Raw genomic sequence first — 24046 nt, forward strand, 5'->3', positions numbered from 1 at the left:
CACTGGCAACGAACGCGCTGATCAGGGCGTTGAACGGTGCCGTTCCACCGACGCCGGTCGCGATTCAGTCTTTCTCGATCTCCAGGCGGTCGCGGGCGCCCTTGAACACCGCCGTCCCCTTCTTCTCCGCCGGTGTCCCCTTGGGCATGGAGACGCGCAGCTCGTACATGCGGCCGGCGTCGGTGCGGACGACCAGTTTCAGCACGCGGGTGGGCCTGCCGTCGGGGTCGTAGGTGGTGTCGGCGAGGACGGCCTCGTGGCCGTCGAAGGTGGTGCGCGTGTACTGGGGGGTGCCGTGCTCGTACTCGCCCCACAGTTCCGGTTGTTCGGCCTGCCCCTGGGCCGAGCCGGGTGCCTCGTCCCACTGGATGAGAGCGACCGCGATGCTGCCGTCGTCGCCGCCGTAGACGACCTGCCGGGAGGGGCCCTTCGCGACTCCCGTCTCGTACAGCCGCTCGTACGCGGTGGGAACGGAGAGGACGGCGCCCAGGTCCTTCTCCTGGTGGGCCTTCCAGGCACCGGAGGGCGCGCGGGCTCCGGAGGCCCCGGGGGTGTCGCGGCGCGCCGTGGTCTTCTCCGCGGCCGACGCGGAGCCTCCTTCGGTCTCCATCAGGGCGGAGGAGGTGCCGAGCCATACGCCGCCCAGGAGGAGCACCCCGAGCAGGACTGCGGCGACGGGTGCGGTGCGGCGTTTGGGGCGGACTTCGGGCGTCGGGGCGGGAGGGGGAGCGGGGGCGGGGGCGGGCCCCTCCGAGGTCTCCCGGGACTCCGGCGAGTCCGGGGCATCAGGCGCACCCGGCACATCCGGCGCATCCGGGCCATCCGATCCATCCGGGCCATCCGGGGCACCCGAGGCACCCGAGGCACCCGAGGCACCCGAGGCACCCGAGGCACCCGAGGCACCCGAGGCACCCGAAGCATCCTCCGGGTCCGGCGCCTTCGTCGGTACGGCTCGGCCCTCGGCCACCGCCTTCAGTGCCGCCGCGACCTCCTCCGCGCCGGGCCGCCGGTCGGGGTCCCTATCCAGGAGCCCTACGAGGAGGGGGCCGAGCGGGCCCGCCTGCTTCGGCTCGGGCGGGTCGGCGGCGAGGATCGCGGCGACCGTGGACTCCGGGGTCGTACGACGGAAGGGGGACTCACCCTCCACGGCGGCCTGCAGGAGGACGCCCAGGGACCACAGGTCGGAGGCCGGGCCGGCGGGTCCTCCTCCCGACATCCGCTCGGGGGCGACGAACTCCAGTGAGCCGACGAACTCCCCACTCGCGGTGAGGGATTCCTCGCCCTGGACGTGAGCGATGCCGAAGTCGGTGAGGACGACACGGCCGTGCGCGCCGAGCAGGACGTTGGCCGGTTTCACGTCCCGGTGCACGATGCCGACGGCGTGGGCGGCACGCAGGGCGCCGAGAACGGCGAGGCCGATACGGGCGGACTCGGCGGGGTCCAGGGGGCCGCGTCGGAGTACCTCGTGCAGGGACTCTCCGCGCACCAACTCCATGACGATCCAGGGCAGTCCGTCCACCACACCCTGCGCGCCCCCGTCCTCCTCCTCGACGACGACGTCGTGGATCGTGACGGCGCAGGGGTGGTCGACACGCGCCGCGGCGCGAGCCTCGCGGTAGAGGCGGTGGGCGGCCCGCCGACGGTGCTCGTCCTCGGGGTCGCCGGACAACCGGGGTTGTTTGACGGCGACTTCGCGGTCCACGAGCTCGTCGTGCGCCCGCCACACGGTGCCCATCCCGCCGGAGCCGATGCGTTCGACGAGCCGGTAACGCCCGCCGATCGTCCGCCCCGTACCGCCGCCGGGGTCCCCGTCGTTGCTCATGCCTCATGCCTACCGTGCGGGGCGCCCGCTTGTCGACGCGAACATGCCCAGCCCGTGGATACCGACGGGGCCGGTCCTGGCACCGGCCGCCGCGCGGGAAGTACCGCCTCGACCGCGGCCGGGCGCACTCGCCGCTCGCGGAGTCGCCGGAGGTGGTGCGGTGAATGACGGGGGCGGTGACGGGCGGCCGAAACCGGCGGTGCTGGCGACCCCGCGACGACGGCCGCTTTGCGTGCCCTCCACGCCAATCTGGCGACCGTGTGCGGGGAAACCGGATACGGCATCCCGTATGCGCTGTCGCGCGCCTTCAGTCGAAGAGGCCGGAATCACCCGGGCCGGTTTCGCGGAATAAAGCATTCCGCGGTCTCGGTATGAATCTCGTACAAAATCGAGTCCTTACCGTTACCCGACCCCGTAACCCAGGCGTCACAAGCGCCAAACGATCAACGCACCGCGCTTCACCACAAACCGGGGCGAACGACCTGCAAAATCTGTGATGGAGATCACGCAATTGGCCGGTTTTGATCGGCCAGTTCACCGCCGAGTCATAGGCATCTCATGATACCTTCACATTCCCATTGGCGTCTTCCCCAAGCAAATGGCACCCGAGCCGTCGTACCAGAACCAAGACCGTCGGTGTTGAGGCCGTCCATCCAGGTGGGGTGCTGCCCCTTATTCCTGGAGAGCTTGACGATGGCCACCCCCACCGTTTCGGTAATTATCGCTGCCTACAACGCGATGCCTTATCTGACGCGGTGCCTCGAATCCGTCGTCGAACAGACCATTGGTCAGTCCGCGCTGGAAGTGATCGTCGTCAACGACGGTTCGACGGACGGAACACCCGACGAGCTCGAGCGCTTCGCGGGCCTCTACCCGAAGCTCATACGCGTCTTCCACCAGGAGAATTCCGGCGGCCCCTCCGCCCCCCGCAACGTCGGTCTCGGCCACGCCCGGGGCGAGTACGTGTTCTTCCTCGACGCCGACGACTGGCTGGGCACGGAGACCCTGGAACGCATGGTCGCCATGTCCCGGGAGAACGGCACCGACATCGTCCTCGGCAAGATGGTCGGCGTGAACGGTCGCGGCCTGCCCGCCTCGATGTTCAAGAGCACCCAGCCCAAGACCGATGTCTTCCACTCCCGCGTCTACTGGGCCCTCAACCCGCTCAAGCTGTTCCGCCGCGAGCTGATCGAGAAGAACAACCTCCGCTTCCCGACCGGTCTGCCCATCGGCGAGGACCAGCCGTTCACGGCCCTGGCGTACCTGGCGGCCAAGGGCGGCATCTCCGTCATCGCCGACTACGACTGCCTGTTCTGCACCCTGCGCGACGACGGCGGCAACACCACCTCGCGCACCAAGGGCTCGGAGCCGCGGCTGCGGTTCCTGCCGACCATGATCGACCTGCTCCTGGAGAACGTGCCGCCGGGCCGCGACCGCGACCACCTGGCCCACCGTCACCTCACCATCGAGGTGCAGAACCTCCTGGCCCACATCTCGCGCGAGCCGGCCGACGAGGCCGACAAGACCCTCGCCCGGCTCGCCGACACCATCGAACCGCTCTGGCACGAGGGCATCAACGACCACCTCTCCGCGATGGCCCGGCTGCGGCTGTACCTCGTCCGGCACAAGATGCTCGACGAGTCCATGGAACTCCTGCGCTTCGAACGCTCGCTGGCCAAGCGCAAGGTGTCCACGCCCGTCCTCGTCGAGAACGGCCGGATCTACGCGCGCTACCCCTTCTTCCGCGACCCCGAGCACGTCGTCCCCGACGAGTGCTACGACGTCACGGACGCGATCGGTGTACGCCACCACGTCAGCCGCGTCGAGCTCACCGGCTCCACCCTGCACCTGGCCGGCCACGGCTACCTGCACCGCGTGGAGACCCGCGACGTGACGACCGAGCTGGTGCTGCGCGAGCGCGACACCAAGGTCGAGTACCGGCTGCCCGTGCGGCACACCGAGACGCCCGGCCTGGGCTCCGACGAGGACGAGGGCGTCTACGTCTACGACAACGCCGGCTTCGAGGCCGCGATCGACATCGACACCGCCGCCGACGGCAAGCCCCTCGCCGACGGCCTCTGGGACATCTCCCTCGCTATCGGAGCCCAGAGCGCGGTCCGCGAGGTCCGCATCGGCAGCAAGCGCGCCAAGAACCTCAGCGGCAAGCCGGAGACGCAGGTCGTCCAGACCGTCAAGGGCAACCGCGCGGCCACCGTGTACACCACCAAGCCGTTCGGCAACTACACCCTCGACCTCGGCGAGCAGAAGCACAAGGTCGCCCGGCACCTCCTCATCGACTCGGCCCGCTGGTCCGCCAACGACAACTCCGAGCTGGTCATCAGCGGCCACAGCACGCTCACGGCGTTCCCCGAGGGCGAGCTCACCGCCGTACTGACCAGCGACAGCGGCGAGAGCGCGGCGTTCACCGCCGAACGCACCCCGCACACCGAGCTGTTCACCATCCGTGTCCAGGTCGGCCGGCTCACCCCCGGACTGTGGACCGGCGAACTGCGCCTCGGCACCGCCTGGTCCGTCCCGCTCCCGCCGCTCCCCCTCACCCTGGAAGCGGCCAAGTGGCGCAAGGGCGGCAAGCCCTGGTACGCCAAGTCGATCCCCAGCAAGGGCAAGACCAAGAGCTTCGCCCTCCGCGTCGACAAGGTCGACCTGGTCCGCGCGGTCCTCGGCCGCCTCTCACGCTGAGGCGCGTGGGCTCATCTCGCACTGACGCGCGCGGCGCTGTCGCAGCGCCGCGCGCCTGCACCCCCCACCTCGACGTCACTGGGCGAACGAGCTCGACCGTCTGGCCGAGGCCCACCCGGACCTCTTACCCGTCATCCACCAGGAGAACTCCGACGGCCCCTCGAAGCCCAGGAACGCATGGTCACCATGGCGCAGGAGAACGGCACCGACGTCATCCTCGGCAAGACGGCCGGAATCGGTGGCCGCAGCGCGCCGAAGTCGATGGTCCGGCGCTCACTGTTCGAGCAGCACGGCATGCGCTTCGCGACACATCCGTTCGCACGTCACACGCGCACGTCGAACAACCCCGCGCAGCACGCCCGCGGGACGCGAACCGTCCGCGTCCACGGGATGTCTCAGAGCTCGTCCACGTCCAGGTTCGTGATCACCGTCCGGGCCACCTCGCGTCCCCGGCTCGTGAAGTCGCCCTTGCCCGGGTAGCCGATGGTGAGTCTGTACAGGTCGCCGGCTGAGGTCTTGTAGTAGAGCATCCTCAGTTCGCGCGGGCGGGGGTCCTGGCTGTCGTCGGTGGTGTAGGTGATCGTGTTCTCGGCCGACGGCTTGCCCTGGTACGTCGTCTGCTCGGGGACCGTCTTCGCGCCCTTGGGCATGTCGAGGTCGTAGTCGCCGCTCTCCTTGAACTTGCCGTCGTCGTCGTACATCTCGGCGGCGGCGGAGTCGGCTATGTTCCTGCTGGTGTCCTCGGACTTCTTGGTGAGGGTGAGGACGACCGAGATGGCACCGCTGGCGTCGCTGTAGCCGACCCAGTGGGTCTGGTCCGTCTTCCGGTCGGGCACGCTGCGCTCGTAGTCGGCGGGCACCGCCAGGGTCGCGGCGACGTCCTTCTCGTGGGCCGTCTTCCAGCCGTCGGGCAGCGGCCCCGCGAAGGGATCGGTGAGTACGAGGTACGCCGCCACCGCCGCCGCGACGACCGCGGCGCCGAGCCCGAACCACGCCTTGCGGCCCAGCCGCACGCCCCTGCCCGGTACGTCGACGTAGCGCACGGGCTGTGTGGGCTGCGGCGCCGGCGGATCCGCGGCCGCCTCCAGCAGCGCGCGCACTTGGGCCGCCGCCGGGCGCCGGGCCGGATCCTTCTGGAGCAGCCCGTTGATGGCCTCCGCGAGCGGTCCCTGCGCGGCGGCGGGCGGCGCGGGCACGGCGTTGAGGACGGACTGGAGCGTCGCGGGTGTGTTGCTGCGGCGGAACGGGGAGACGCCCTCCGTCGCCGCGTACAGCACCACACCCAGCGACCACAGGTCCGACGCCGGGCCGGGGCGCTGGCCCAGCACCCGTTCCGGCGCGATGTACTCGGGCGATCCGACGAACCCGCCCGTGTCCGTCAGGTTCGTCTCGCCCTCGATGTGGGCGATGCCGAAGTCGGTGAGGACGACCCGGTCGTGGCGGCCCAGCAGCACGTTGTCCGGCTTGACGTCCCGGTGCAGGATGCCCGCCGCGTGTGCCGCCTCCAGCGCGCCGAGGACCTCCAGGCCGATGCCGGCCGCCTCCCGTGCGCTCAGCGTGCCCTCCTGGAGAGCATCACCGAGTGAACGTCCCCGCACCAGCTCCATGACGATCCACGGCCGATCGTCGACCACCGCCACGTCATGCACGTTCACGACGGCCGGGTGGTCGAGCCGGGCCGCGGCCCTCGCCTCCCGGCGCATCCGCTCGAACGCGGTGGCCCGTTCACGTTCGGAAAGGTGATCGGGGACGCGCGGCTCCTTGACGGCGACCTCCCGGTCCACCGTCTCGTCCTTGGCCCGCCACACCGTGCCCATGCCTCCGTGGCCGAGCTTCGCGAGCAGGCGGTAGCGGCCGGCGATGAGCCGCCCGGTTCCGGGGTCCCGCTCGGGGGCGCCGCCTTGCAGGGGGTGCGGTGCGGCAGGCGGAGCGGGTGTCGCGTACGGGTTGTCGGGGTGCGGTAGCGCAGCCTGCGGGCTCGGCGGTTGCAGAGCGAAACTCGTCGGCTCGTCAGTCCCGTGGCGGGCTCCCCCGTTGTTGCTCATGCGTCCATCCATATCGCGGCAGGCGCGGGTGCAGCCACCTCCGGCGCTTTTCGGTCACCGAGCCGTGACCCTTCACGTACACGTCACGTACACGTCACGTACGGACGAACGTGTCGACCGCGACGTCGAAGTACTCCCTCGCCTCCCGCACCTTCCCGACCGGTGCCGACACCCACACGTCGTACATCCGGCCGCCCTCCTCCCAGCACAGGTCGTAGGTGTGCCGGGCGCCCTCCGTCGCGTTGAAGCCGTTCCAGGTGAACTCCCAGAGCGCGGCGGGGCGCCCGCCCTGGGTGGTCTCGGTGACCCGGCCGTCCCGGTAACCGGGGTTGGTGTCCGGGCCCTTGGCGGCCGCGCGCCGCATCACCGCGAGGGGGCCGCCCGGTTCGGGGTCGGTGACCTTGACGCCGATGCGGAAGGTGTCGCCGGGCGAGAGGTAGAAGACCCGTTCGCCCTGCGAGTCACGCCGGAAACCGTCCGGGACGGCGAAGGAGAACCCGGCAGGGTCGCGCGCGACGCGGTAGCCGGAGGGGGCGGTGGTGAGTGCGGGGGCGGGCGCGGTCGACGTGTTCGGCGCCCCCGACGACGTACGCGCGGCCGGGGATGTCGTACTCGTGGCCGAGGACGATGTGTGCGCGGCCGTGGACGACGTGTCCGCCGGGGTGTGCGGCGCCGAGCTCCCCGGCCTGCCGTCTCCGTCGTCGTCGCCGTTCATCAGCAGGGCCGCGGCGGAGACGCCCGCGCCGGCCATCGCCGCGACCAGGAGCGCGGCCACCAGCATGCCCCGCGTGGACTGACCGGCGCGGGGCGGTGCGGCGGCGGGAGGCTGCTGGCTGGGCAGGTCGCGGTGGGTCGGGGTGTAGCCGTGCTGCCGGTCCGTCGCGGACGGCGGGGAGGCTGGGACCTGCGAGGCCTGGGGGGTGCGCCCGGTGTCCAGGAACGTACGCAGCATCCGCTCCGCCTCCGTCGCGCCCAGCCGCCGTTCCGGATCACGCTCCAGCAGGCCCTGTACGACGGGCAGGAGTGGCGCGGCCTGGTCGGGCGGGCTGAACTCGGCGAAGACCACGGCGTGCAGGATGCCGCCCAACGAGTCCCGGCGGAACGGCGATTCCCCGCTCAGGGCCGTGCACAGCAGCGCGCCCAGCGACCACAGGTCGGACTCGGGTCCGGTCCTGGACCCGGACATCCGCTCGGGCGCGGTGTACTCGGGCGAGCCGACGAAGGACCCCGTCTCGGTGAGCGTGGTGGCGCCCGCGACCTGGGCGATGCCGAAGTCGGTGAGGACGACGCGGTCGCTGCCGGACTCCATGAGCACGTTCGCCGGTTTGATGTCCCGGTGCAGCACGCCCGCCGCGTGCGCAGCGTTCAGGGCGCTCAGCAGGGCCACGCCGATCCGGGCGACGTCCTGCGCGCCGACGGGACCGCCTGCGGAGATGCGGTCGGCGAGGGAGCCGCCCTCGATCAACTCCATCACGATGTACGGCCGTTCGTCGTCCACGACGACGTCGTGCACGACGATGATGTGCGGGTGGCTCAGCTGCGCCACCGCACGGGCCTCGCGCAGCGTCCGGTCGCGCTGTTGGCGGGCCTCCTCGGCCGAGAGGGAGTTGTCCTGGGCGATCTCCTTGACCGCCACCCGCCGGCCGAGCAGCTGGTCCGTGGCACGCCAGACCACGCCCATGCCGCCGCGCCCGAGCCTGGCCTCCAGCCGGTAACGGCCCGCGATGACCCGGATGTCGGCCCCCTCGGTCCCCATGAGCCCCATCATGCCCCACGAGCCGGGGCACCTGGTCAGCCACCTTTCGGCCGCCACCCAGGGGGTCAACCGGCTCCCCCGGTCAGGCCCCCTTCGGCCGCCATCCCTGCAGGACCGTCTTGAACTGCTTGCCGGTCGTCGCCCAGTCCTTCGCGGGCGCCGACATGTAGATGGCGTACTCGACTCCGTCGCGGCTGAAGTACGTCTGCTCGATCGCGCGGCGCGGTCCGGGGAACGGGGTGTCCTTCGCCTGTGCGGTCCACGTGTACTCCCACAGGGAGCCCTCGCGGTCGCGGTAGAGGTTCTTCTCCATCCTCACGCGTTTGTAGTCGACGAGCCGGTCGAGCTGCTGTTCGAGGTCACGCTGGTGCTCGTAGGCGTCGTTGAAGTCGGAGGACGTGTCGACGGCGATGCGGACGAAGTGCTCGCCGCCGTCGGGCGTGTAGTCGATCTGCTTGAGGTCGCCCTGGATGCTGAAGACCTCGCGCTTCCAGGTCTTGTCGGGCAGGGACAGTTCGAAGCCCAGGGGGTCCTCGACGGAGACCCATGTGCCGGTGCCCGCGCCCTTCCCGGCCGTCGTGCCGCCCGCGGAGGTGGAGTCGGGTGACGCGGAGGCGGTGTCGTTCCGCTGCCTGCTCTCGTCCACCTTCTGCAGCAGCACCGCCGTACCGCCGCCGACCAGCGCGGCGACGGCCACCACCAGGGCGAGCGTGCGCAGCCGGCGGTGCCTGGTCGGCGCGGACGCGGGTCCCGAGGGCCCGATCGAGGTCGGTGCCGAGGCCGGGCCGGTCATGTGGTGGACGGGCGAGGCCATCGGCTCCGCCAGGGGGTGGGTCGAGGTGCCCGGACCGGGATGACCGGCCGTCCCCGCGCCCGGTACCGCGTGGGTCGCCGACTCGAAGCGGTCGCCCATGTGCCGTGTCGGCACGTAGACCTGCGCGGCGTCGGGCCGCCGTCCCTCCGCCGCCTCGGCGAGCAGCTGTTCGGCTTCCACGACACCGGGCCGGTCGGCCGGGTCCTTGCGCAGCAGTGCGGTGATGACGGGCTCGAGCGGACCGGCGTACCGCGGCTCGGCGGCCTCCTCCTCGACGACCGCCTGCATGGTGCCGAGGGGCGAGGTGCGGCGGAAGGGCGACCTGCCCTCCACCGCCGTGTACAGCGTCGCGCCGAGCGCCCACAGGTCGGAGGACGGGCCGGGGTCGTGGCCGCGCACGCGTTCGGGGGCGAGGTAGTCGACCGATCCGACGACCTCTCCCGTACGGGTGATGGTGGTGTCGCCCTCGATCTGCGCGATGCCGAAGTCGGTGAGCAGGACCCGGCGGTCGTGGCCGAGGAGAACGTTGCCGGGCTTGATGTCACGGTGCAGGACCCCGGCGGCGTGCGCGGCGCGCAGGGCGCGCAGCACCCACAGGCCGATCCGCGCCGCCTCCGTGGGCTCGACGCGGCCGTCCTCCTTCACCGCGTCGGCCAGCGAGCGGCCCTCGACGAGCTCCATCACGATCCACGGCCGGCCGTCGTGTTCGAGCACGTCGTGGACGGTGACGACAGCGGAGTGGTTGATCCGCGCGGCCGCGCGCGCCTCCGCCCGGGTACGGGCGAGCAGCCGTTCCTGGTCGCTCTCGGAGACGTAGAGAGCGGCGGTCAGCTCCTTGATGGCGACGGCGCGGTGCAGCACCTCATCATGGGCACGCCACACACGGCCCATACCGCCGCTGCCGATGGAGTCGGCGAGCCGGTAACGGCCGGCGACGAGCTGGCCCTGCATCTGATTCACGTTGCCCCGCAATGCTCTTGACAGGGTCAGACTAAGGACCGGCCCGCGTCCAGGGAACAAGCGGGGTCCCAAGGAAACCGCACTGTGATGGTTATCGCTTGCAGGTCAATGTGGGAACCGCCGGGGAAGACGGGGCCTCAGCCGGTGTACCGGTAGGTGGCCGACGCCTGTTCGTACAGGCGGGTCACCTCGTCCCGTTCGGCCTCGGGGCCACGCATCTGGAGGACGTGGTAGCGCCCGCCGAGGAGGATCGCGATGTTCCGCACGAACAACTCCTTCCCCTCCGCGCCGGTCCAGGTGAACTGCCCCTCGGCCATGGACCGTCCGCCCACCTCGATGGTGCGCAGCCCGGTGGAGGTGGCCCAACTGGAGGCGCGGTACGGCTGCAGCTCGAGCTCCTTCTCCCGCTGGTAGACCATCGGGTCACTGCCGTACTTCTTCGCGGTGTCCCGCCCGGGCACGACGAGCAGCTCGAAGTCGCCGTGCGTGTACCGGACCTGGCCGAGCCCGTTGCGCGGGGTGCGGTCCCAGCCGTTGGCGACAGCCACGCGGAAGCCCTCGGCGTCCTTGCGCAGGGTGAAGCCGTCGGGGACGTCGGGGTCGTCGCCGGCCTGCGTCCCGGTGGAGCCGCCGGACTCGGACGGCTCCGGGTTCTGTTGCGGCGAGGTCTGGTCGGGCCGGGGCTCGCTGCTCGCGTCGGGTGCCTGCTCGACCTGACCGGTGGCCCCCGTCCGCTCGGCCCCGCCCGCCCCGTCGGCGCCGGCGTTCTCGCCGGCCTTGGGCATGAACAGCACGGCGTACGCGATCGCCGCGGCCAGCGCCAGCAGTATCACCACGAGCAGCGTGCGGCCCAGGCTGCGCGGTGAGCGGCCCGTCTCCCGCCTGGCCCGCTTGTGCCGCCCGTGCGTGGAGACGGGCAGCCCGGCGCGTCGCCTGCGCACCAGCTCGCCCCGGCGGCGGACGATCGGCAGCCGGTGCGGATCGACGGGCGGAGCGGCGATGACGTGCGCGCCGGCCTCCGGCTCGGGCGCCGAGCGGACCAGTGACCGCAGCCAGCCCCGCAGTTCCTCGAAGTCGATGCGCTCGGTGGGGTCCTGGCGCAGCAGCGACTCCACGACCGGCCGGAGCGGCCCGCACTCCTCGGCGAAGGCGGGCGGCTCCGCGCACACCATCTGCACCAGCTCGGCCGTCGACTCCTCCGGATACGGCGCGTGCCCCTGCACGGCCCTGAAGAGCAGCGCGCCCAGCGCCCACAGGTCGGTCGCGGGCCCGATCGGCGCGGCCAACTGCCAGTTCTCGTGCACCGGCCCGGCCTGCTCCGGCGCCCACCGCTCGGTCACGGGCCCCACCACGGCCATCCGCGCCTGCCGCGCCCGTTCGGCGGCCAGCGCCGTCGCCGGCCCCCGCCGCACCGGCCCACCGGCCGGCTCACCCCAGCCCGCGCCGGGCACCCCCGCCGCGGGCACGGGCTCGGGCAGCACGGGGCCGCTCCCCTGCGCGGGCACGGACACACCGCGCACCCCGTGAGGGTCGGCCATCCGCCCCTGGGGCACACCTGGCCGCGCCACCTCCGAGCCGGGCCCGATGGCGTACGGCCCCTGCGACGAGCCGTCGACCTGGCCACCCGGCCCGATCTCATACGGCGCCTGCGACGAACCGTTGGCGTAGGGGCGGGTCTCGCCCTCGGCGGGAGGCCGGGCGCCGGGAAGCGCCGTCCGACCGTTCTGCGCCTCGTGCACCCGGGCCGCGGCCCGCGCGCCGGCACGATACGCGGCGATCGCTCCGGCACGTGCGGCACGAATGTCATCGCCGCTCTCCGGAGTGGCTCTCCGAGCGAGCGCGGACGAATCGCTCGCCCCGCCGATCCCGTGCGCGCCCTCCGCACCGGCAGCCGGCAACGCGCCCGCCGCCCGCGCCTGAATGGCCGCCCGCCGAGCAGCCTCGGGATCCACCCCGCCACTCACACCACCGAGACCGCCGGCACCCAACGCTCCCCCGGGCGCGCCCGCCCCACCACTCGCCCCGCTTGCCCCACCGGGCCCACCGGGCCCACCAAAGCCGACCGGGCCTCCACCGGGCGGGCCCCCGAACTCCCCGGGTCCGCCGCCCGCCTCATCCTCCTCGGGCGGCACCGGGTCGTACCCGCACAGCGCCTCCTCCGCCGCGCCGACGGCCAGTCCGGTCAGCATGACCCGGCCGTCGTCGCAGATCAGTACCGTGCGCGCGGTGATGTTCCGGTGCACCCAGCCGTGCCCGTGCAGCACCCGCAGGGCCATGAGCACGTCGGAGGCGACCTCGGCCGCCCGGTACGGCGTCAGCGGCTTCTCGGCGAGCAGCGCGGCAAGCGGCCGTGCGGCCACCAACTCACTCACTATCCACAGCGACCCGCCCTCGGCGAACACGTCGAAGACCTGGTCGAGCCGCGGGTGGTCGGGAATCCGGGCCGTGGCCTGCGCGGCCTCCACCGCACGCCGCACCACCGGATCGGCGGGCCGCCGGGTGCCGGCTCCGGCCCGCTGCGGGCGGCCCACCCCACGGTCACGCGCTGTGAACCCCTCGGGCAGTCCCTCCGCGTCGAGCACCTCCGCCTCGACGACCTCCGGCAACGGCACCTGCCTGACCAGGACTTCCTGCCCGCTGTAGGTGTCGAAGGCGCGGATCTCGCTGAGTTCGTACTCGTCGGACGGCGGCAGCGGCAGGCGGTAGCGGTCGGCGAGTACCCGTCCCGCATAGTCGTCCACGATGCCTCCCCCGGCTGCCCGGTCGCTCAATTCCGCTCGTTGCGCGGCCCGATTCCCGCACAACTCGATGCGTACGGTCCGCAGCCATTCACGATACGTGCCGGAGGCAACCTGCAAAGGGGGATACCGGATCTGACGCCCCGACTCCCGCCCCGAACGCCGGGGCGGGCCAGGTCACTTCTTCGGCTGGAAGGTCTCCGTCAGCGTCCGCCACGTGGCCTTGCGCAGCTCCGAACCCCACTCGCCGGCCTTCGCCGTGTACATCAACGCGTACCCGATGTGGTCGTTGACGACGAACCCACGGTCGATCGTGCGGTACTTCGTGCCGCTCTCCACATAGGTGAACTCCCAGTCGGCGGTGCTCCAGCCGCGGTAGTTCACGTCCTCTATTCGGATCCGGTCGTACTGCGAGCGCACCATGTAGCGCTCCTGGTTCTTCCAGTCCGCCACGGGGTCGCCCTTGGGCGTCGACGTCCAGGCGATGAGCAGCTTCTGCCGGTCGGGGCCGGTGAAGCGGTCGCCCGCCGAGCCCGAGGACTGGTACTTCCAGCCGTTCGGCAAACCGATCGAGTACCCCTGACTGCCCTGGTGAGTCTTGGCCACGGCACCTTCGCCCGAGCCACCGGACCCACCCGCACTCGCCCCGCTGCCGCCGGACGCGCTCACCTCGGTGCCGGGCGTGTTCCCTGACTGCGACCCGGCCGCCGCGGACTTCGACGCCTCGCCGTCCGTGCGCGTACCGCCGCTCTCGTCTTCCTTGGTGTCCGTACGGGCGCTGTCGCTGGCCACGGTCCTGGAACCGCCGCCGCTCTTCGATCCGTTCGCGTCCTTGTCGTCCCCGCTGAACGCGATGGCCAGCACGGTACCGATCACGGCGAGCGCCACGACCACCGCGATGATCACCAACGTCCGCCGCGGCACCACGTCGGTGATCGGCGCCCTCGGCACGGGCCGTGGCGGCAGATCCAGATCCGGCGGCGTCATCACGGGCCACCCGGAACTCCGCCCGCTGCCGCCCGCGTTGCCATGCGGAGCTCCCGGCCCGCCCGGAGTGCCCGAAGCACCCGCGGCACCTGAAGCGGTCTGCGTACCGCGCGCACCCTGGGCACTCCGCGCACCCATGGCCCCCGTCGCCCCCTCGCCACGCCGAGCAGCGGGAACCCCGGACGCGCCCTGCGCACCCCGCTCCCGAACGCCGGCCGCCGAGCCACTCGCCCCGCTCGAACCACCCGGCCTGCCCGAAGCCCCGGAGCCGGCACTTCCCGCCGAAGCCCCGCCACCGGATCCCGAAGCGGAACTCGAAACGGAGCCGGAAGCGGAATCAGAGGCGGAATCAGAAGCGGTCGTCCCGCTCCCGGACTTGGCCCGCGCGGCGGCCGCCGACGTGGCCGCCCCGGCCGCGACGGCCGCCTTCCGCACGGAACGCAGCGCGCCCCGCAGCTTCTCCGCGGCCTCCTCGCCCCGCTTGCCCCCGGCGTCCGCCGAACCGCCCTCGTCCCCGGGCTCGTCCGGCTGCGCGGGCAGCGGAACGACCCGCGTGGCGTCGAGCGGCGGCTCCGGTTCGGCCGTCTTCGGCTCGGGCGCGTGGATCACCCGGTTGAGCATGGCCCGGACACTCGCGTCGTCGAGCCGCTTCCCGGGGTCCTTGTTGAGCAGGCCGTAGATGACGTCCCTGAGCGGTCCGGCGTTCTTCGGCTCGTCCAGCGGCTCGGTCATCACCGCGGTGAGCGTCGCGATCGCGGAGCCCTTGTCGTAGGGCGGTGCGCCTTCCACCGACGCGTACAGCAGCCCGCCGAGGGACCACAGGTCGGCCGCCGGTCCCGGCTTGTGCCCGCGGGCCCGCTCCGGGGAGATGTAGGAGGGCGCGCCGACGAGCATGCCGGTCGAGGTGATCGACGGGTCGCCCTCGACCTGGGCGATGCCGAAGTCGGTGAGCACAACCCGGCCGTCCTCCGCGATCAGCACGTTGGACGGCTTCACGTCACGGTGCAGGATTCCCTCGCGGTGGGCCGAGCGCAGCACGTCGAGGACCGCGAGTCCGACCTCGGCCGCGCGCTTCGGCTCCAGCACGCCGTCCTCGCGGATGACCTCGGCGAGCGACTTGCCCTCGACGAGCTCCATCACGATCCACGGCCGGTCGTCCTCGTCGACCACGTCGAAGACGGTCACCGCGCTGTTGTTGCGGATCCTCGCGATGGCCTTGGCCTCACGCAGCGTCCGCGTGATGAGCCGGCGCTTCTCGTCCTCGTCGATGTTCCCCGGGAACCGCAGCTCCTTGACGGCGACCGTCCGGCCGAGGGTCTCGTCCTCGGCGCGCCAGACCGTACCCATGCCGCCGCGGCCGAGCACTTCTCCCAGCCGGTACCGCCCGGCGAGGAGACGTTCGCTCTTGTCCTGACGGGATGTCCCCGCCCGCTCCGCCTCCGACATGCGTCCCCTCATGCAACCCGCCCTGACAGAGCCTCCATTGTCCCTCACCCGACAAGTGCCCAACGCCCAGGGTGGCCCTTGGGGCACCCGAATCCTCCACACACCTCTTCCGAGGTCCCCTTACCGGCGGCCCGGAAGCCGTCGTGCCGCGCTGCATGATGGGCGGTGAAGAGGAAGGACGAGGTAGGACGAAGGAAGGACCCCACCGATGCCGCCGCTTCGGACCCTCCTGGCCGTGCCCGTGTCCCTGGCCGCCCTCGCCCTGGCCTCATTCGGTTCGCAGGCGACCGCGAAGCCGCCCACGGACGCGTTGCTCCCGCTGCTGGTCCCCGGGGGGAAGGGGCGCGCGGCAGCGCTGCTGGTCCGCGAGGAGAGCGGCGCCCGCTACACCCGGACCGGACGGGCCATCAGCCGCACCGACCGTTTCCGCGCCGGCAGCATCACGAAGACCTTCGTCGCGACGGTCGTCCTCCAACTGGCCGCGGAACACCGACTGTCCCTCGCGGACACGGTGGAGCAGCACCTGCCGGGACTGGTGCGCGGGGCGGGAAACGACGGGCGCGCGCTGACCCTCCGTTCCCTGCTCACCCACACCAGCGGCCTGTACGACTTCACACAGGACACCGAGGGCGCCGTCCCCGTGACTGCTCTTCAGGCCGTACGCATCGCACTCACCCACCCCCCGGCCGACCGCGGCCGCTTCTCCTACTCCAACACCAACTACGTTCTGCTCGGCCTGGTGGTCCAGCGGGCCACCGGCCACTCGTACGCCACCGAGACCGAGCGGCGCATCATCGCTCCGCTGGGTCTGACGGGCACCTCCTTTCCTGGCTCCCGCACCTCGCTGCCCTCTCCGCACGGGCGGGCCTACGCCGCCGACGGAACCGACGTCACCGATCTCGACCCGCGGGTGGCCGGGGCCGCGGGCGAGCTGGTGACCACGCTCGCCGACCTGGACCGCTTCTACGCGGCGTTGCTCGGCGGCGAGCTGCTTCCCCCGCGCCGGCTGCGGGAGATGCTCGACACCCGTGCCGCACGGGGTTCGTACGGCATGGGGCTGTTTCCGGAGAAGCTGCCGTGCGGCACCACGGTGTGGGGGCACAACGGCCGGATCGCCGGCAGCTACGTGCGCACCGCAGCCACCGTCGACGGCCGACGTGTCCTCACCTTCCGGGTGAACACGACCGCGATCGCAGATCCCCGCCTGGAACCGGCCCTGCTCGCGGCCGAGTTCTGCCCTCGCACTCCTTGAACGAGCTGGTTCCGCCCGACGATCCCGACCCGCGGCACTCGTTCGGGTGAACCAGCCCGTGTGCCCCCGCCCCTACCGCGGCACGATGTCCGGTGCCCCCAGTCGCGCCGCGTCCGCCGTCAGGTCGTCCGGCTGTCGCTGGGACTCCCGTTCGGCCTCCACCCGCTTCTCGTAGTGCTCGACCTCGCGCTCGATCTGGTCCCGGTCCCAGCCCAGCACCGGCGCCATCAGCTCGGCGGCCTCACGGGCGGTGCGGCTGCCGCGGTCGAAGGTCTCGATGGAGATGCGGGTACGCCGGGTCAGAACGTCGTCCAGGTGCCGAGCGCCCTCGTGGGAGGCGGCGTAGACGATCTCGGCGCGCAGATAGTCGTCGGCGGCGCTCAGGGGCTCGCCGAGCGAGGGGTCGTCGGCGATGAGGTCGAGGAGTTCCTCCGTCAGCGCGCCGTAACGGTTCAGCAGGTGCTCCACCCGCACCACGTGCAGCCCGGTCCTGGAGGCGATGCGCGCTCGCGCGTTCCACAGGGCCCGGTACCCCTCCGCGCCCAGCAGCGGAACGTCCTCGGTGACGCACTCGGCGACCCGCATGTCGAGTCCGTGCACGGCCTCGTCGACGGCGTCCTTGGCCATCACCCGGTACGTCGTGTACTTGCCGCCCGCGACGACGACGAGCCCCGGCACGGGATGCGCCACGGTGTGCTCGCGGGACAGCTTGCTGGTGGCGTCCGACTCCCCGGCGAGCAGCGGGCGCAGTCCCGCGTACACGCCCTCGACGTCGTCCCTGGTGAGGGGCACCGCGAGCACCGAGTTCACGTGCTCCAGGAGGTAGTCGATGTCCGCGCTGGAGGCGGCCGGGTGGGCCTTGTCGAGGTCCCAGTCGGTGTCGGTGGTCCCGATGATCCAGTGCCGGCCCCAGGGGATGACGAACAGCACGGACTTCTCGGTGCGCAGGATCAACCCGGTCGTCGAGTGGATGCGGTCCTTGGGCACGACCAGGTGGATGCCCTTGGAGGCGCGGACGTGGAACTGTCCGCGCTCACCGACCATGCCCTGGGTGTCGTCGGTCCACACGCCGGTGGCGTTGACGACCTGCTTGGCGCGGACCTCGTACTCGCCGCCGTTCTCCACGTCCTGCACCCGGGCGCCGACGACGCGCTCGCCCTCGCGCAGGAAGGCGGTGACCCGCGCGCGGTTGGCGACCTTCGCGCCGTACGCCGCGGCCGTGCGCACCAGTGTGGCCACATAGCGGGCGTCGTCCATCTGGGCGTCGTAGTACTGCAGGGCCCCGACCAGCGCGTCCTTCTTCAGGGCGGGGGCGACGCGCAGGGCATGACGGCGGGTCAGGTGGCGGTGCAGGGGCAGGCCCCGGCCGTGGCCGCGGGCCATCGACATGGCGTCGTAGAGCGCGACGCCCGAACCGGCGTACAGGCGTTCCCAGCCCTTGTGCTGGAGCGGGTAGAGGAACGGGACGGGTTTCACCAGGTGGGGGGCGAGCCGCTCAAGCAGCAGGCCGCGTTCCTTGAGCGCCTCGCGGACGAGGGCGAAGTCGAGCATCTCCAGATAGCGCAGTCCGCCGTGGATCAGCTTGCTGGACCGGCTGGACGTGCCCGAGGCCCAGTCGCGCGCCTCGACCAGTCCGGTGGACAGGCCGCGGGTCACGGCGTCGAGTGCGGTGCCCGCGCCGACCACGCCGGCGCCGACGACCAGGACGTCCAGTTCGCGCTCGGCCATGGCTGCCAGTGACTCGGCGCGCTGCGCCGGCCCCAGTGTCGCTGTCCTCACCGCTGCCTCCCGCTGTCTGCCGGGCCGACCGCACCCTCAGGGCGATGCCCGGTTCGGTTCCCCCTGCCCACAATCCTGACCGCGTTGCCCGACTTCAGCCACCACTCACCCCTGGCCTGTGGACAACCACCACATGTCCACCGAAGAAACACAGCCGACCAATCCCGCATAACGGTCATATTTACTCCTAGTCTGACATTGCGCTCGCCCATCCTGTCCACAGGGCTTGCGTACCTGTCCCGCTTCGGCTACTGGGAAGGACGGCCCACGTCATGCCCGCAGATCTCGCCGTCATCGGACTCGGCCCCTTCGGTCTGCCGCTGGCGCAGGCCGCGGTCGCCGCCGGCATCTCCACGCTCGGTTACCGGACCGGGCCGGAGGCCGGATCCCTCAGCCCCGCAGAACTGCGCCGGATGCTCTCGGGGGGCTTCCGGCCGGCCACCGACCCCGCCGAGCTCGGCCGGGTGCGCACCGCGGTCATCTGTGCGCCGACCCCGCGCCACACGGACGGCGGGCCCGACCTGAGCCAGGTGGAGGCGGCCGCCCGCACCCTGGCCGCACACCTGCGCCCGCACACCACGGTGATCCTGGAATCGCCCGTCTACCCCGGCACCACGGAGGAATTCCTGCGTCCACTTCTCGAGGAGGGCTCGGGGCTGCGCGCGGGCCGCGACTTCCACCTGGCCCACTCCCCCAGCCGCGTCGACCCCGGCAACCGGGACTGCGCCCCGGCCGGCACCCCCAAGGTCATCGGCGGCCTCACCCCCGCCTGCACCGAGTCGGCCGCCGCCTTCTACGGGCGGCTCACCGACAAGGTGGTACGCGCGCGTGGACTGCGGGAAGCGGAGACCGTGCAGTTGCTGGAGACCAACTACCGGCACGTCAACATCGCCCTCGTCAACGAAATGGCCGTCCTGTGCCACGACTTGGGCGTCGACCTGTGGGACGTCATCCGCTGCGCGGAGACCAAGCCGTACGGCTTCCAGGCGTTCCGCCCCGGCCCCGGCGTGGGCGGCCACTCCGCCGCACAGGACCTGGCGGGCCACGGCGGCCGCCCCGGCAGCCCCCTGCGGATGGTGGAGCTGGCCCAGCAGGTCAACAGCCGGATGCCCCGGTACGTCGTCCAGCGCGCCGCCGCCCTGCTCAACGAGCACGGCAAGTCCGCGCGGGGCGCGCGCGTGCTGCTGCTCGGCGTCACCTACAAGCCCGACCTGGCCGACCAGCAGGCGACCCCGGCGCGCGAGATCGCGATCAACCTGATGGACCTCGGCGCGGCCGTCAGCTACCACGACCCGCACGTCCCGTCCTGGAACGTCCTCGACCGCCCGGTCCCCCGCGCGGACTCCCTCTACGAGGCCGCCGCCGACGCCGACCTGACGATCCTCCTCCAGAACCACCGCACGTACGACCTCCAGGGCTTGTCGGTGAAGGCACAGTTGCTGCTGGACACGCGGGGGGCCACGCCTACGGGGGCGGCGCATCGGTTGTGAAGGGGGCGCATGGGGTTGCCGAGCCGCCGAGCTGGTGGCGTACGCCCTCGCACGCCGATACCGTGAGACAGGCGGAGCCCACCGCAGGGGGTACTGCGGCAGGCTCCTGGATGGATCACGGAGTGTCCGCCCCTAGGTGACTTGGGGGCGGCCGCTCACCATCCACGCAACAGGCGGAGCCCACCGCAGCGGTCACTGCGGCAGGCTCCTGGATGGATCACGGAGTGTCCGCCCCTACGTTTCTCAGGGGCGGCCGCTCACCATCCGAAGATCCGCAAGATCCACCTCCTCCGGCACTTCACCAGCCAAAGCCGGATCCGGTCCCAGCGAGTGGGCTTGCCGTGGCGTCCCATGGGCGCCCCCTTCCACGACACCACCCATTGACCCGGTAGGCGGTCCGTCGGAAATCGGGCCGGGCCCCGAGGGCCGGGGTCCGGAACCATGTCCTTGGAAGGGGGCGCTCCAGAAACCTGGGGCGCCACGCGCACGCTATCGCTCTCGCCCCCGCTGACCAGCCCAAATGGGCCCCGAGGCAACCGTGCGCCCCCTTCCCACACCCCACGCCCCGGCCCGCCCGGGCATGCGAAAGGGGCCGGCCACCTCGTCCAGGTGGCCGGCCCCTTTCGCGTCGTATGACCTACCGCTTGTGCTGCGAGTCCGCCACCGTGACCTCCACGCGCTGGAACTCCTTCAGCTCGCTGTAGCCGGTGGTGGCCATGGCGCGGCGCAGCGCGCCGAAGAGGTTCATGGAGCCGTCCGGGGTGTGGGACGGGCCCGTCAGGACCTCCTCGATGGTGCCGACCGTGCCGAGGTCGACCTTCTTCCCGCGGGGCAGCTCCTCGTTGACGGCCTCCATGCCCCAGTGGTTGCCCTTGCCGGGCGCGTCCGTGGCACGGGCCAGCGGGGAGCCCATCATCACCGCGTCCGCGCCGCAGGCGATCGCCTTCGGCAGGTCGCCGGACCAGCCGACCCCGCCGTCCGCGATCACGTGCACGTACCGGCCGCCGGACTCGTCCATGTAGTCGCGGCGGGCGGCGGCCACGTCCGCGACGGCCGTGGCCATCGGGACCTGGATGCCGAGCACGTTGCGCGTGGTGTGCGCCGCGCCGCCGCCGAAGCCGACCAGGACGCCGGCCGCGCCGGTGCGCATCAGGTGCAGGGCGGCGGTGTAGGTGGCGCAGCCGCCGACGATCACCGGGACGTCGAGCTCGTAGATGAACTGCTTCAGGTTCAGCGGCTCGTGCGAGCCGGAGACGTGCTCCGCGGAGACCGTCGTACCGCGGATGACGAAGATGTCCACGCCCGCGTCCACGACCGCCTTGGAGAACTGCGCGGTGCGCTGCGGGGAGAGCGCGGCCGCCGTGACCACGCCGGAGTCGCGCACCTCCTTGATGCGGGCGCCGATCAGCTCCTCCTTGATGGGGGCGGAGTAGATCTCCTGGAGGCGCCGGGTCGCGGTCTCCGCGTCCAGGCCGACGATCTCGTCGAGCAGCGGCTGCGGGTCCTCGTACCGCGTCCACAGGCCCTCGAGGTTCAGCACGCCGAGGCCGCCGAGCTCACCGATGCGGATCGCGGTGGCCGGGGAGACGACCGAGTCCATGGGGGCGGCCAGGAACGGCAGCTCGAAGCGGTAGGCGTCGATCTGCCAGGCGATCGAGACCTCCTTCGGGTCCCGCGTACGACGGCTGGGGACGACGGCGATGTCGTCGAAGGCGTACGCCCGGCGGCCGCGCTTGCCGCGCCCGATCTCGATCTCAGTCACGTCTGTGGCCTTTCCTGATGCGTTGCAGCGTCTTCCAGTATCGCCGACGGGCGCGACACGGGTACGACAAGGGCGGCCCCGGAGGTTCCGGGGCCGCCCTCGCGCAAGCCCTGCGCCTACTTGTTGCTGTAGTTCGGCGCCTCGACCGTCATCTGGATGTCGTGCGGGTGGCTCTCCTTCAGGCCCGCGGACGTGATCCGGACGAAGCGGCCCTTGGACTCCATCTCCGCGATGGTGGCCGCGCCGACGTAGCCCATGGTCTGGCGCAGGCCGCCGACGAGCTGGTGCAGCACGTTGCCCAGCGGGCCGCGGTAGGGCACCTGGCCCTCGACACCCTCGGGCACGAGCTTGTCGTCGGAGCCGACGTCGGCCTGGAAGTAGCGGTCCTTGGAGAACGACTTCGCCTGGCCGCGGGACTGCATCGCACCGAGCGAGCCCATGCCGCGGTACGACTTGAACTGCTTGCCGTTGATGAACTGCAGCTCGCCCGGGGACTCCTCACAGCCCGCGAGGAGGCTGCCGAGCATCACCGTGTCGGCGCCGGCGGCGAGGGCCTTGCCGATGTCGCCGGAGTACTGCAGGCCGCCGTCGCCGATCAGCGGGATGCCGGCCGGACGGGCCGCGAGGGAGGCCTCGTAGATGGCGGTGACCTGCGGGACGCCGATGCCGGCGACCACGCGGGTGGTGCAGATGGAGCCGGGGCCCACGCCGACCTTGATGCCGTCGACGCCGGCGTCGATCAGGGCCTGGGCGCCGTCGCGGGTGGCGACGTTGCCGCCGATCACGTCGATGCCGACGCTCGACTTGATCTTCGACATCCAGCTGAGGGCGTTGCTGTTGTGGCCGTGCGAGGTGTCGACGACCAGGAAGTCCACACCGGCCTCGGCGAGCGCCTGGGCCCGCTCGAGCGCCTCGGGGCTGGCGCCCACGGCGGCACCGACGAGCAGCCGGCCCTCGGCGTCCTTGGCGGCCCGGGGGTACTGCTCGGCCTTGACGAAGTCCTTGACCGTGATGAGGCCCTTGAGGACGCCCGCGTCGTCGACCAGGGGAAGCTTCTCGATCTTGTGGCGGCGCAGCAGCTCCATGGCGTCGGCGCCGGAGATGCCCACCTTGCCGGTGACCAGTGGCATCGGGGTCATGACCTCGCGCACCTGACGCGTGCGGTCGGTCTCGAAGGCCATGTCGCGGTTGGTGACGATGCCGAGCAGCTTCTTGTTGCCGTCGGTGACCGGGACGCCGCTGATGCGGAACTTGGCACACAGCGCGTCGGCCTCGGCCAGCGTCGCGTCCGGGTGCACGGTGATCGGGTCGGTGACCATGCCGGACTCGGAGCGCTTCACCAGGTCGACCTGGTTGACCTGGTCCTCGATGGAGAGGTTGCGGTGCAGCACGCCGACGCCGCCCTGGCGGGCCATCGCGATCGCCATGCGGGACTCGGTCACCTTGTCCATCGCGGCCGAGAGCAGCGGGATGTTCACCCGGACGTTGCGGGAGATGCGGGACGAGGTGTCGACCGCGTTGGGGAGCACCTCGGATGCACCCGGCAGCAGCAGCACGTCGTCGTAGGTCAGCCCGAGTGTCGCAAATTTACCGGGTACTCCGTCGACGTTGGCAGTCATGACACCTTCCCCAAATGGCCTTGATCGGTGCGGATGTCCATGCTAACGGGAAGCGGAGCTGCCGAATTCCACGGTTCCTGGCGACTCCGGTCTTCGTATGTTCGTACGGAATCAGGTGGGCGCCCGTTCATGTGGGGGCGCTTCCAGGGGAGTCCTACTGCTCGGCGAGGGCGCGCAGGCGGCTGAGCGCCCTGTGTTGAGCCACCCGCACCGCCCCGGGTGACATTCCCAACATCTGGCCGGTCTCCTCGGCCGTGAGACCGACCGCGATCCTCAGCAGGAGCAGTTCGCGCTGGTTCTCCGGCAGGTTGGCCAGCAGTTTCTTCGCCCACTCCGCGTCGCTGCTGAGCAGGGCACGCTCCTCCGGGCCCAGGGAGTCGTCCGGCCGCTCCGGCATCTCGTCGGAGGGGACGGCCGTGGAGCCGGGGTGGCGCATGGCCGCGCGTTGCAGGTCGGCCACCTTGTGGGCGGCGATGGCGAAGACGAAGGCCTCGAACGGGCGGCCCGTGTCCTTGTAGCGGGGCAGGGCCAGGAGGACCGCCACGCAGACCTCCTGAGCGAGGTCCTCCACGAAGTGGCGGGCGTCGCCGGGGAGACGCGACAGACGTGTGCGGCAGTAGCGCAGGGCGAGGGGGTGGACATGGGCGAGCAGGTCGTGCGTGGCCTGCTCGTCGCCGTCGACGGCGCGGTGGACGAGCGCACCGATCGCCCCTTGGGCAGTGACCGCCTCGTCCTCGCGCATCGGACCATGGTGCCTTGCGACCGGACGGTCCGTGGCTCCGCCTTGGTGGTTGTGCACCGAAGCGTTATGAGCAGGTGCGCCGGAACTCATCCCCTGCGCCCTCCCCTTCCGCTCGACCGACTTGTCCCCGAGGA

13 protein-coding genes are annotated in these 24046 nt (G+C 71.6%); 3 read left to right on the forward strand and 10 right to left on the reverse strand.

From position 1 onward, the window contains the following. Nucleotides 1-64: 64 nt before the first annotated feature. Nucleotides 65-1822, reverse strand: coding sequence for a serine/threonine-protein kinase (locus IG99_RS34795; RefSeq protein ID WP_037681283.1), 1758 nt, complete (start codon nt 1820-1822; stop codon nt 65-67). Between the two features lie 693 nt (nt 1823-2515). Here IG99_RS34795 and IG99_RS44450 point away from each other — a divergent pair. Next, a complete protein-coding gene (locus IG99_RS44450; protein ID WP_078948087.1) occupies nt 2516-4522 on the forward strand; it encodes a glycosyltransferase family 2 protein in 2007 nt (668 codons plus the stop codon). A 395-nt stretch (nt 4523-4917) separates the two neighbouring features. Here IG99_RS44450 and IG99_RS34810 read toward each other — a convergent pair whose 3' ends face one another. From IG99_RS34810 to IG99_RS34830, 5 genes are all read right to left on the reverse strand, one after another. Next, nucleotides 4918-6567, reverse strand: coding sequence for a serine/threonine-protein kinase (locus IG99_RS34810; protein ID WP_037681288.1), 1650 nt, complete (start codon nt 6565-6567; stop codon nt 4918-4920). 94 nt (nt 6568-6661) lie between these two features. Beyond that, entirely contained in the window at nt 6662-8323 is a 1662-nt protein-coding gene (locus tag IG99_RS34815) for a serine/threonine-protein kinase (RefSeq protein WP_037681291.1), read from the reverse strand. Between the two features lie 82 nt (nt 8324-8405). After that, nucleotides 8406-10088, reverse strand: a complete 1683-nt coding sequence (locus IG99_RS34820) for a serine/threonine-protein kinase (RefSeq protein ID WP_037681294.1) — start codon at nt 10086-10088, stop codon at nt 8406-8408. 146 nt (nt 10089-10234) lie between these two features. Beyond that, nucleotides 10235-12838 (reverse strand): protein kinase, encoded by a 2604-nt coding sequence (locus tag IG99_RS34825; RefSeq protein ID WP_037681297.1) that lies wholly within the window; start codon nt 12836-12838, stop codon nt 10235-10237. A 174-nt stretch (nt 12839-13012) separates the two neighbouring features. Continuing rightward, a complete protein-coding gene (locus IG99_RS34830; protein ID WP_037681299.1) occupies nt 13013-15268 on the reverse strand; it encodes a serine/threonine-protein kinase in 2256 nt (751 codons plus the stop codon). 208 nt (nt 15269-15476) lie between these two features. Between IG99_RS34830 and IG99_RS34835 the strand changes: the two genes are divergently transcribed. Next, nucleotides 15477-16520, forward strand: a complete 1044-nt coding sequence (locus IG99_RS34835; RefSeq protein WP_037681302.1) for a serine hydrolase domain-containing protein — start codon at nt 15477-15479, stop codon at nt 16518-16520. Between the two features lie 72 nt (nt 16521-16592). Here the strand turns inward: IG99_RS34835 and IG99_RS34840 are convergent, their stop codons facing one another. Beyond that, nucleotides 16593-18299, reverse strand: a complete 1707-nt coding sequence (locus tag IG99_RS34840) for a glycerol-3-phosphate dehydrogenase/oxidase (protein WP_037681304.1) — start codon at nt 18297-18299, stop codon at nt 16593-16595. Nucleotides 18300-18571: 272 nt separating this feature from the next. On the opposite strand from IG99_RS34840, the gene IG99_RS34845 reads away from it, so the two are divergent. Next, complete coding sequence (locus tag IG99_RS34845) at nt 18572-19789, forward strand: nucleotide sugar dehydrogenase (RefSeq protein WP_037681307.1); 1218 nt, start codon at nt 18572-18574, stop codon at nt 19787-19789. 637 nt (nt 19790-20426) lie between these two features. On the opposite strand, the gene IG99_RS34850 is transcribed toward IG99_RS34845, so the two are convergent. From IG99_RS34850 to IG99_RS34860, 3 genes are all read right to left on the reverse strand, one after another. After that, on the reverse strand, nt 20427-21551 hold the full coding sequence (locus IG99_RS34850) for a GuaB3 family IMP dehydrogenase-related protein (RefSeq protein ID WP_037681310.1): 1125 nt from the start codon (nt 21549-21551) through the stop codon (nt 20427-20429). Between the two features lie 116 nt (nt 21552-21667). Further along, complete coding sequence (gene guaB, locus IG99_RS34855; protein ID WP_037681313.1) at nt 21668-23170, reverse strand: IMP dehydrogenase; 1503 nt, start codon at nt 23168-23170, stop codon at nt 21668-21670. Nucleotides 23171-23324: 154 nt separating this feature from the next. After that, nucleotides 23325-23912: a sigma-70 family RNA polymerase sigma factor gene (locus IG99_RS34860; RefSeq protein WP_037681316.1), complete on the reverse strand. Its 588-nt coding sequence runs from the start codon at nt 23910-23912 to the stop codon at nt 23325-23327. Between the last annotated feature and the right edge of the window lie 134 nt (nt 23913-24046).

Source organism: Streptomyces griseus subsp. griseus (genome assembly GCF_000720255.1).
GTDB classification, from domain to species: Bacteria; Actinomycetota; Actinomycetes; order Streptomycetales; family Streptomycetaceae; genus Streptomyces; species Streptomyces griseus_I.

Excerpts from the sequence above, each read along its gene's own strand:
- IG99_RS34820 (WP_037681294.1), bottom strand. The coding sequence starts at position 10,088 with ATGCAGGGCCAGCTCGTCGCCGGCCGTTACCGGCTCGCCGACTCCATC.
- IG99_RS34815 (WP_037681291.1), bottom strand. The coding sequence starts at position 8,323 with ATGGGGACCGAGGGGGCCGACATCCGGGTCATCGCGGGCCGTTACCGG.
- IG99_RS34830 (WP_037681299.1), bottom strand. The coding sequence starts at position 15,268 with ATGTCGGAGGCGGAGCGGGCGGGGACATCCCGTCAGGACAAGAGCGAA.
- guaB (WP_037681313.1), bottom strand. The coding sequence starts at position 23,170 with ATGACTGCCAACGTCGACGGAGTACCCGGTAAATTTGCGACACTCGGG.
- IG99_RS34835 (WP_037681302.1), top strand. The coding sequence starts at position 15,477 with ATGCCGCCGCTTCGGACCCTCCTGGCCGTGCCCGTGTCCCTGGCCGCC.
- IG99_RS34845 (WP_037681307.1), top strand. The coding sequence starts at position 18,572 with ATGCCCGCAGATCTCGCCGTCATCGGACTCGGCCCCTTCGGTCTGCCG.
- IG99_RS44450 (WP_078948087.1), top strand. The coding sequence starts at position 2,516 with ATGGCCACCCCCACCGTTTCGGTAATTATCGCTGCCTACAACGCGATG.
- IG99_RS34795 (WP_037681283.1), bottom strand. The coding sequence starts at position 1,822 with ATGAGCAACGACGGGGACCCCGGCGGCGGTACGGGGCGGACGATCGGC.
- IG99_RS34810 (WP_037681288.1), bottom strand. The coding sequence starts at position 6,567 with ATGAGCAACAACGGGGGAGCCCGCCACGGGACTGACGAGCCGACGAGT.
- IG99_RS34860 (WP_037681316.1), bottom strand. The coding sequence starts at position 23,912 with ATGCGCGAGGACGAGGCGGTCACTGCCCAAGGGGCGATCGGTGCGCTC.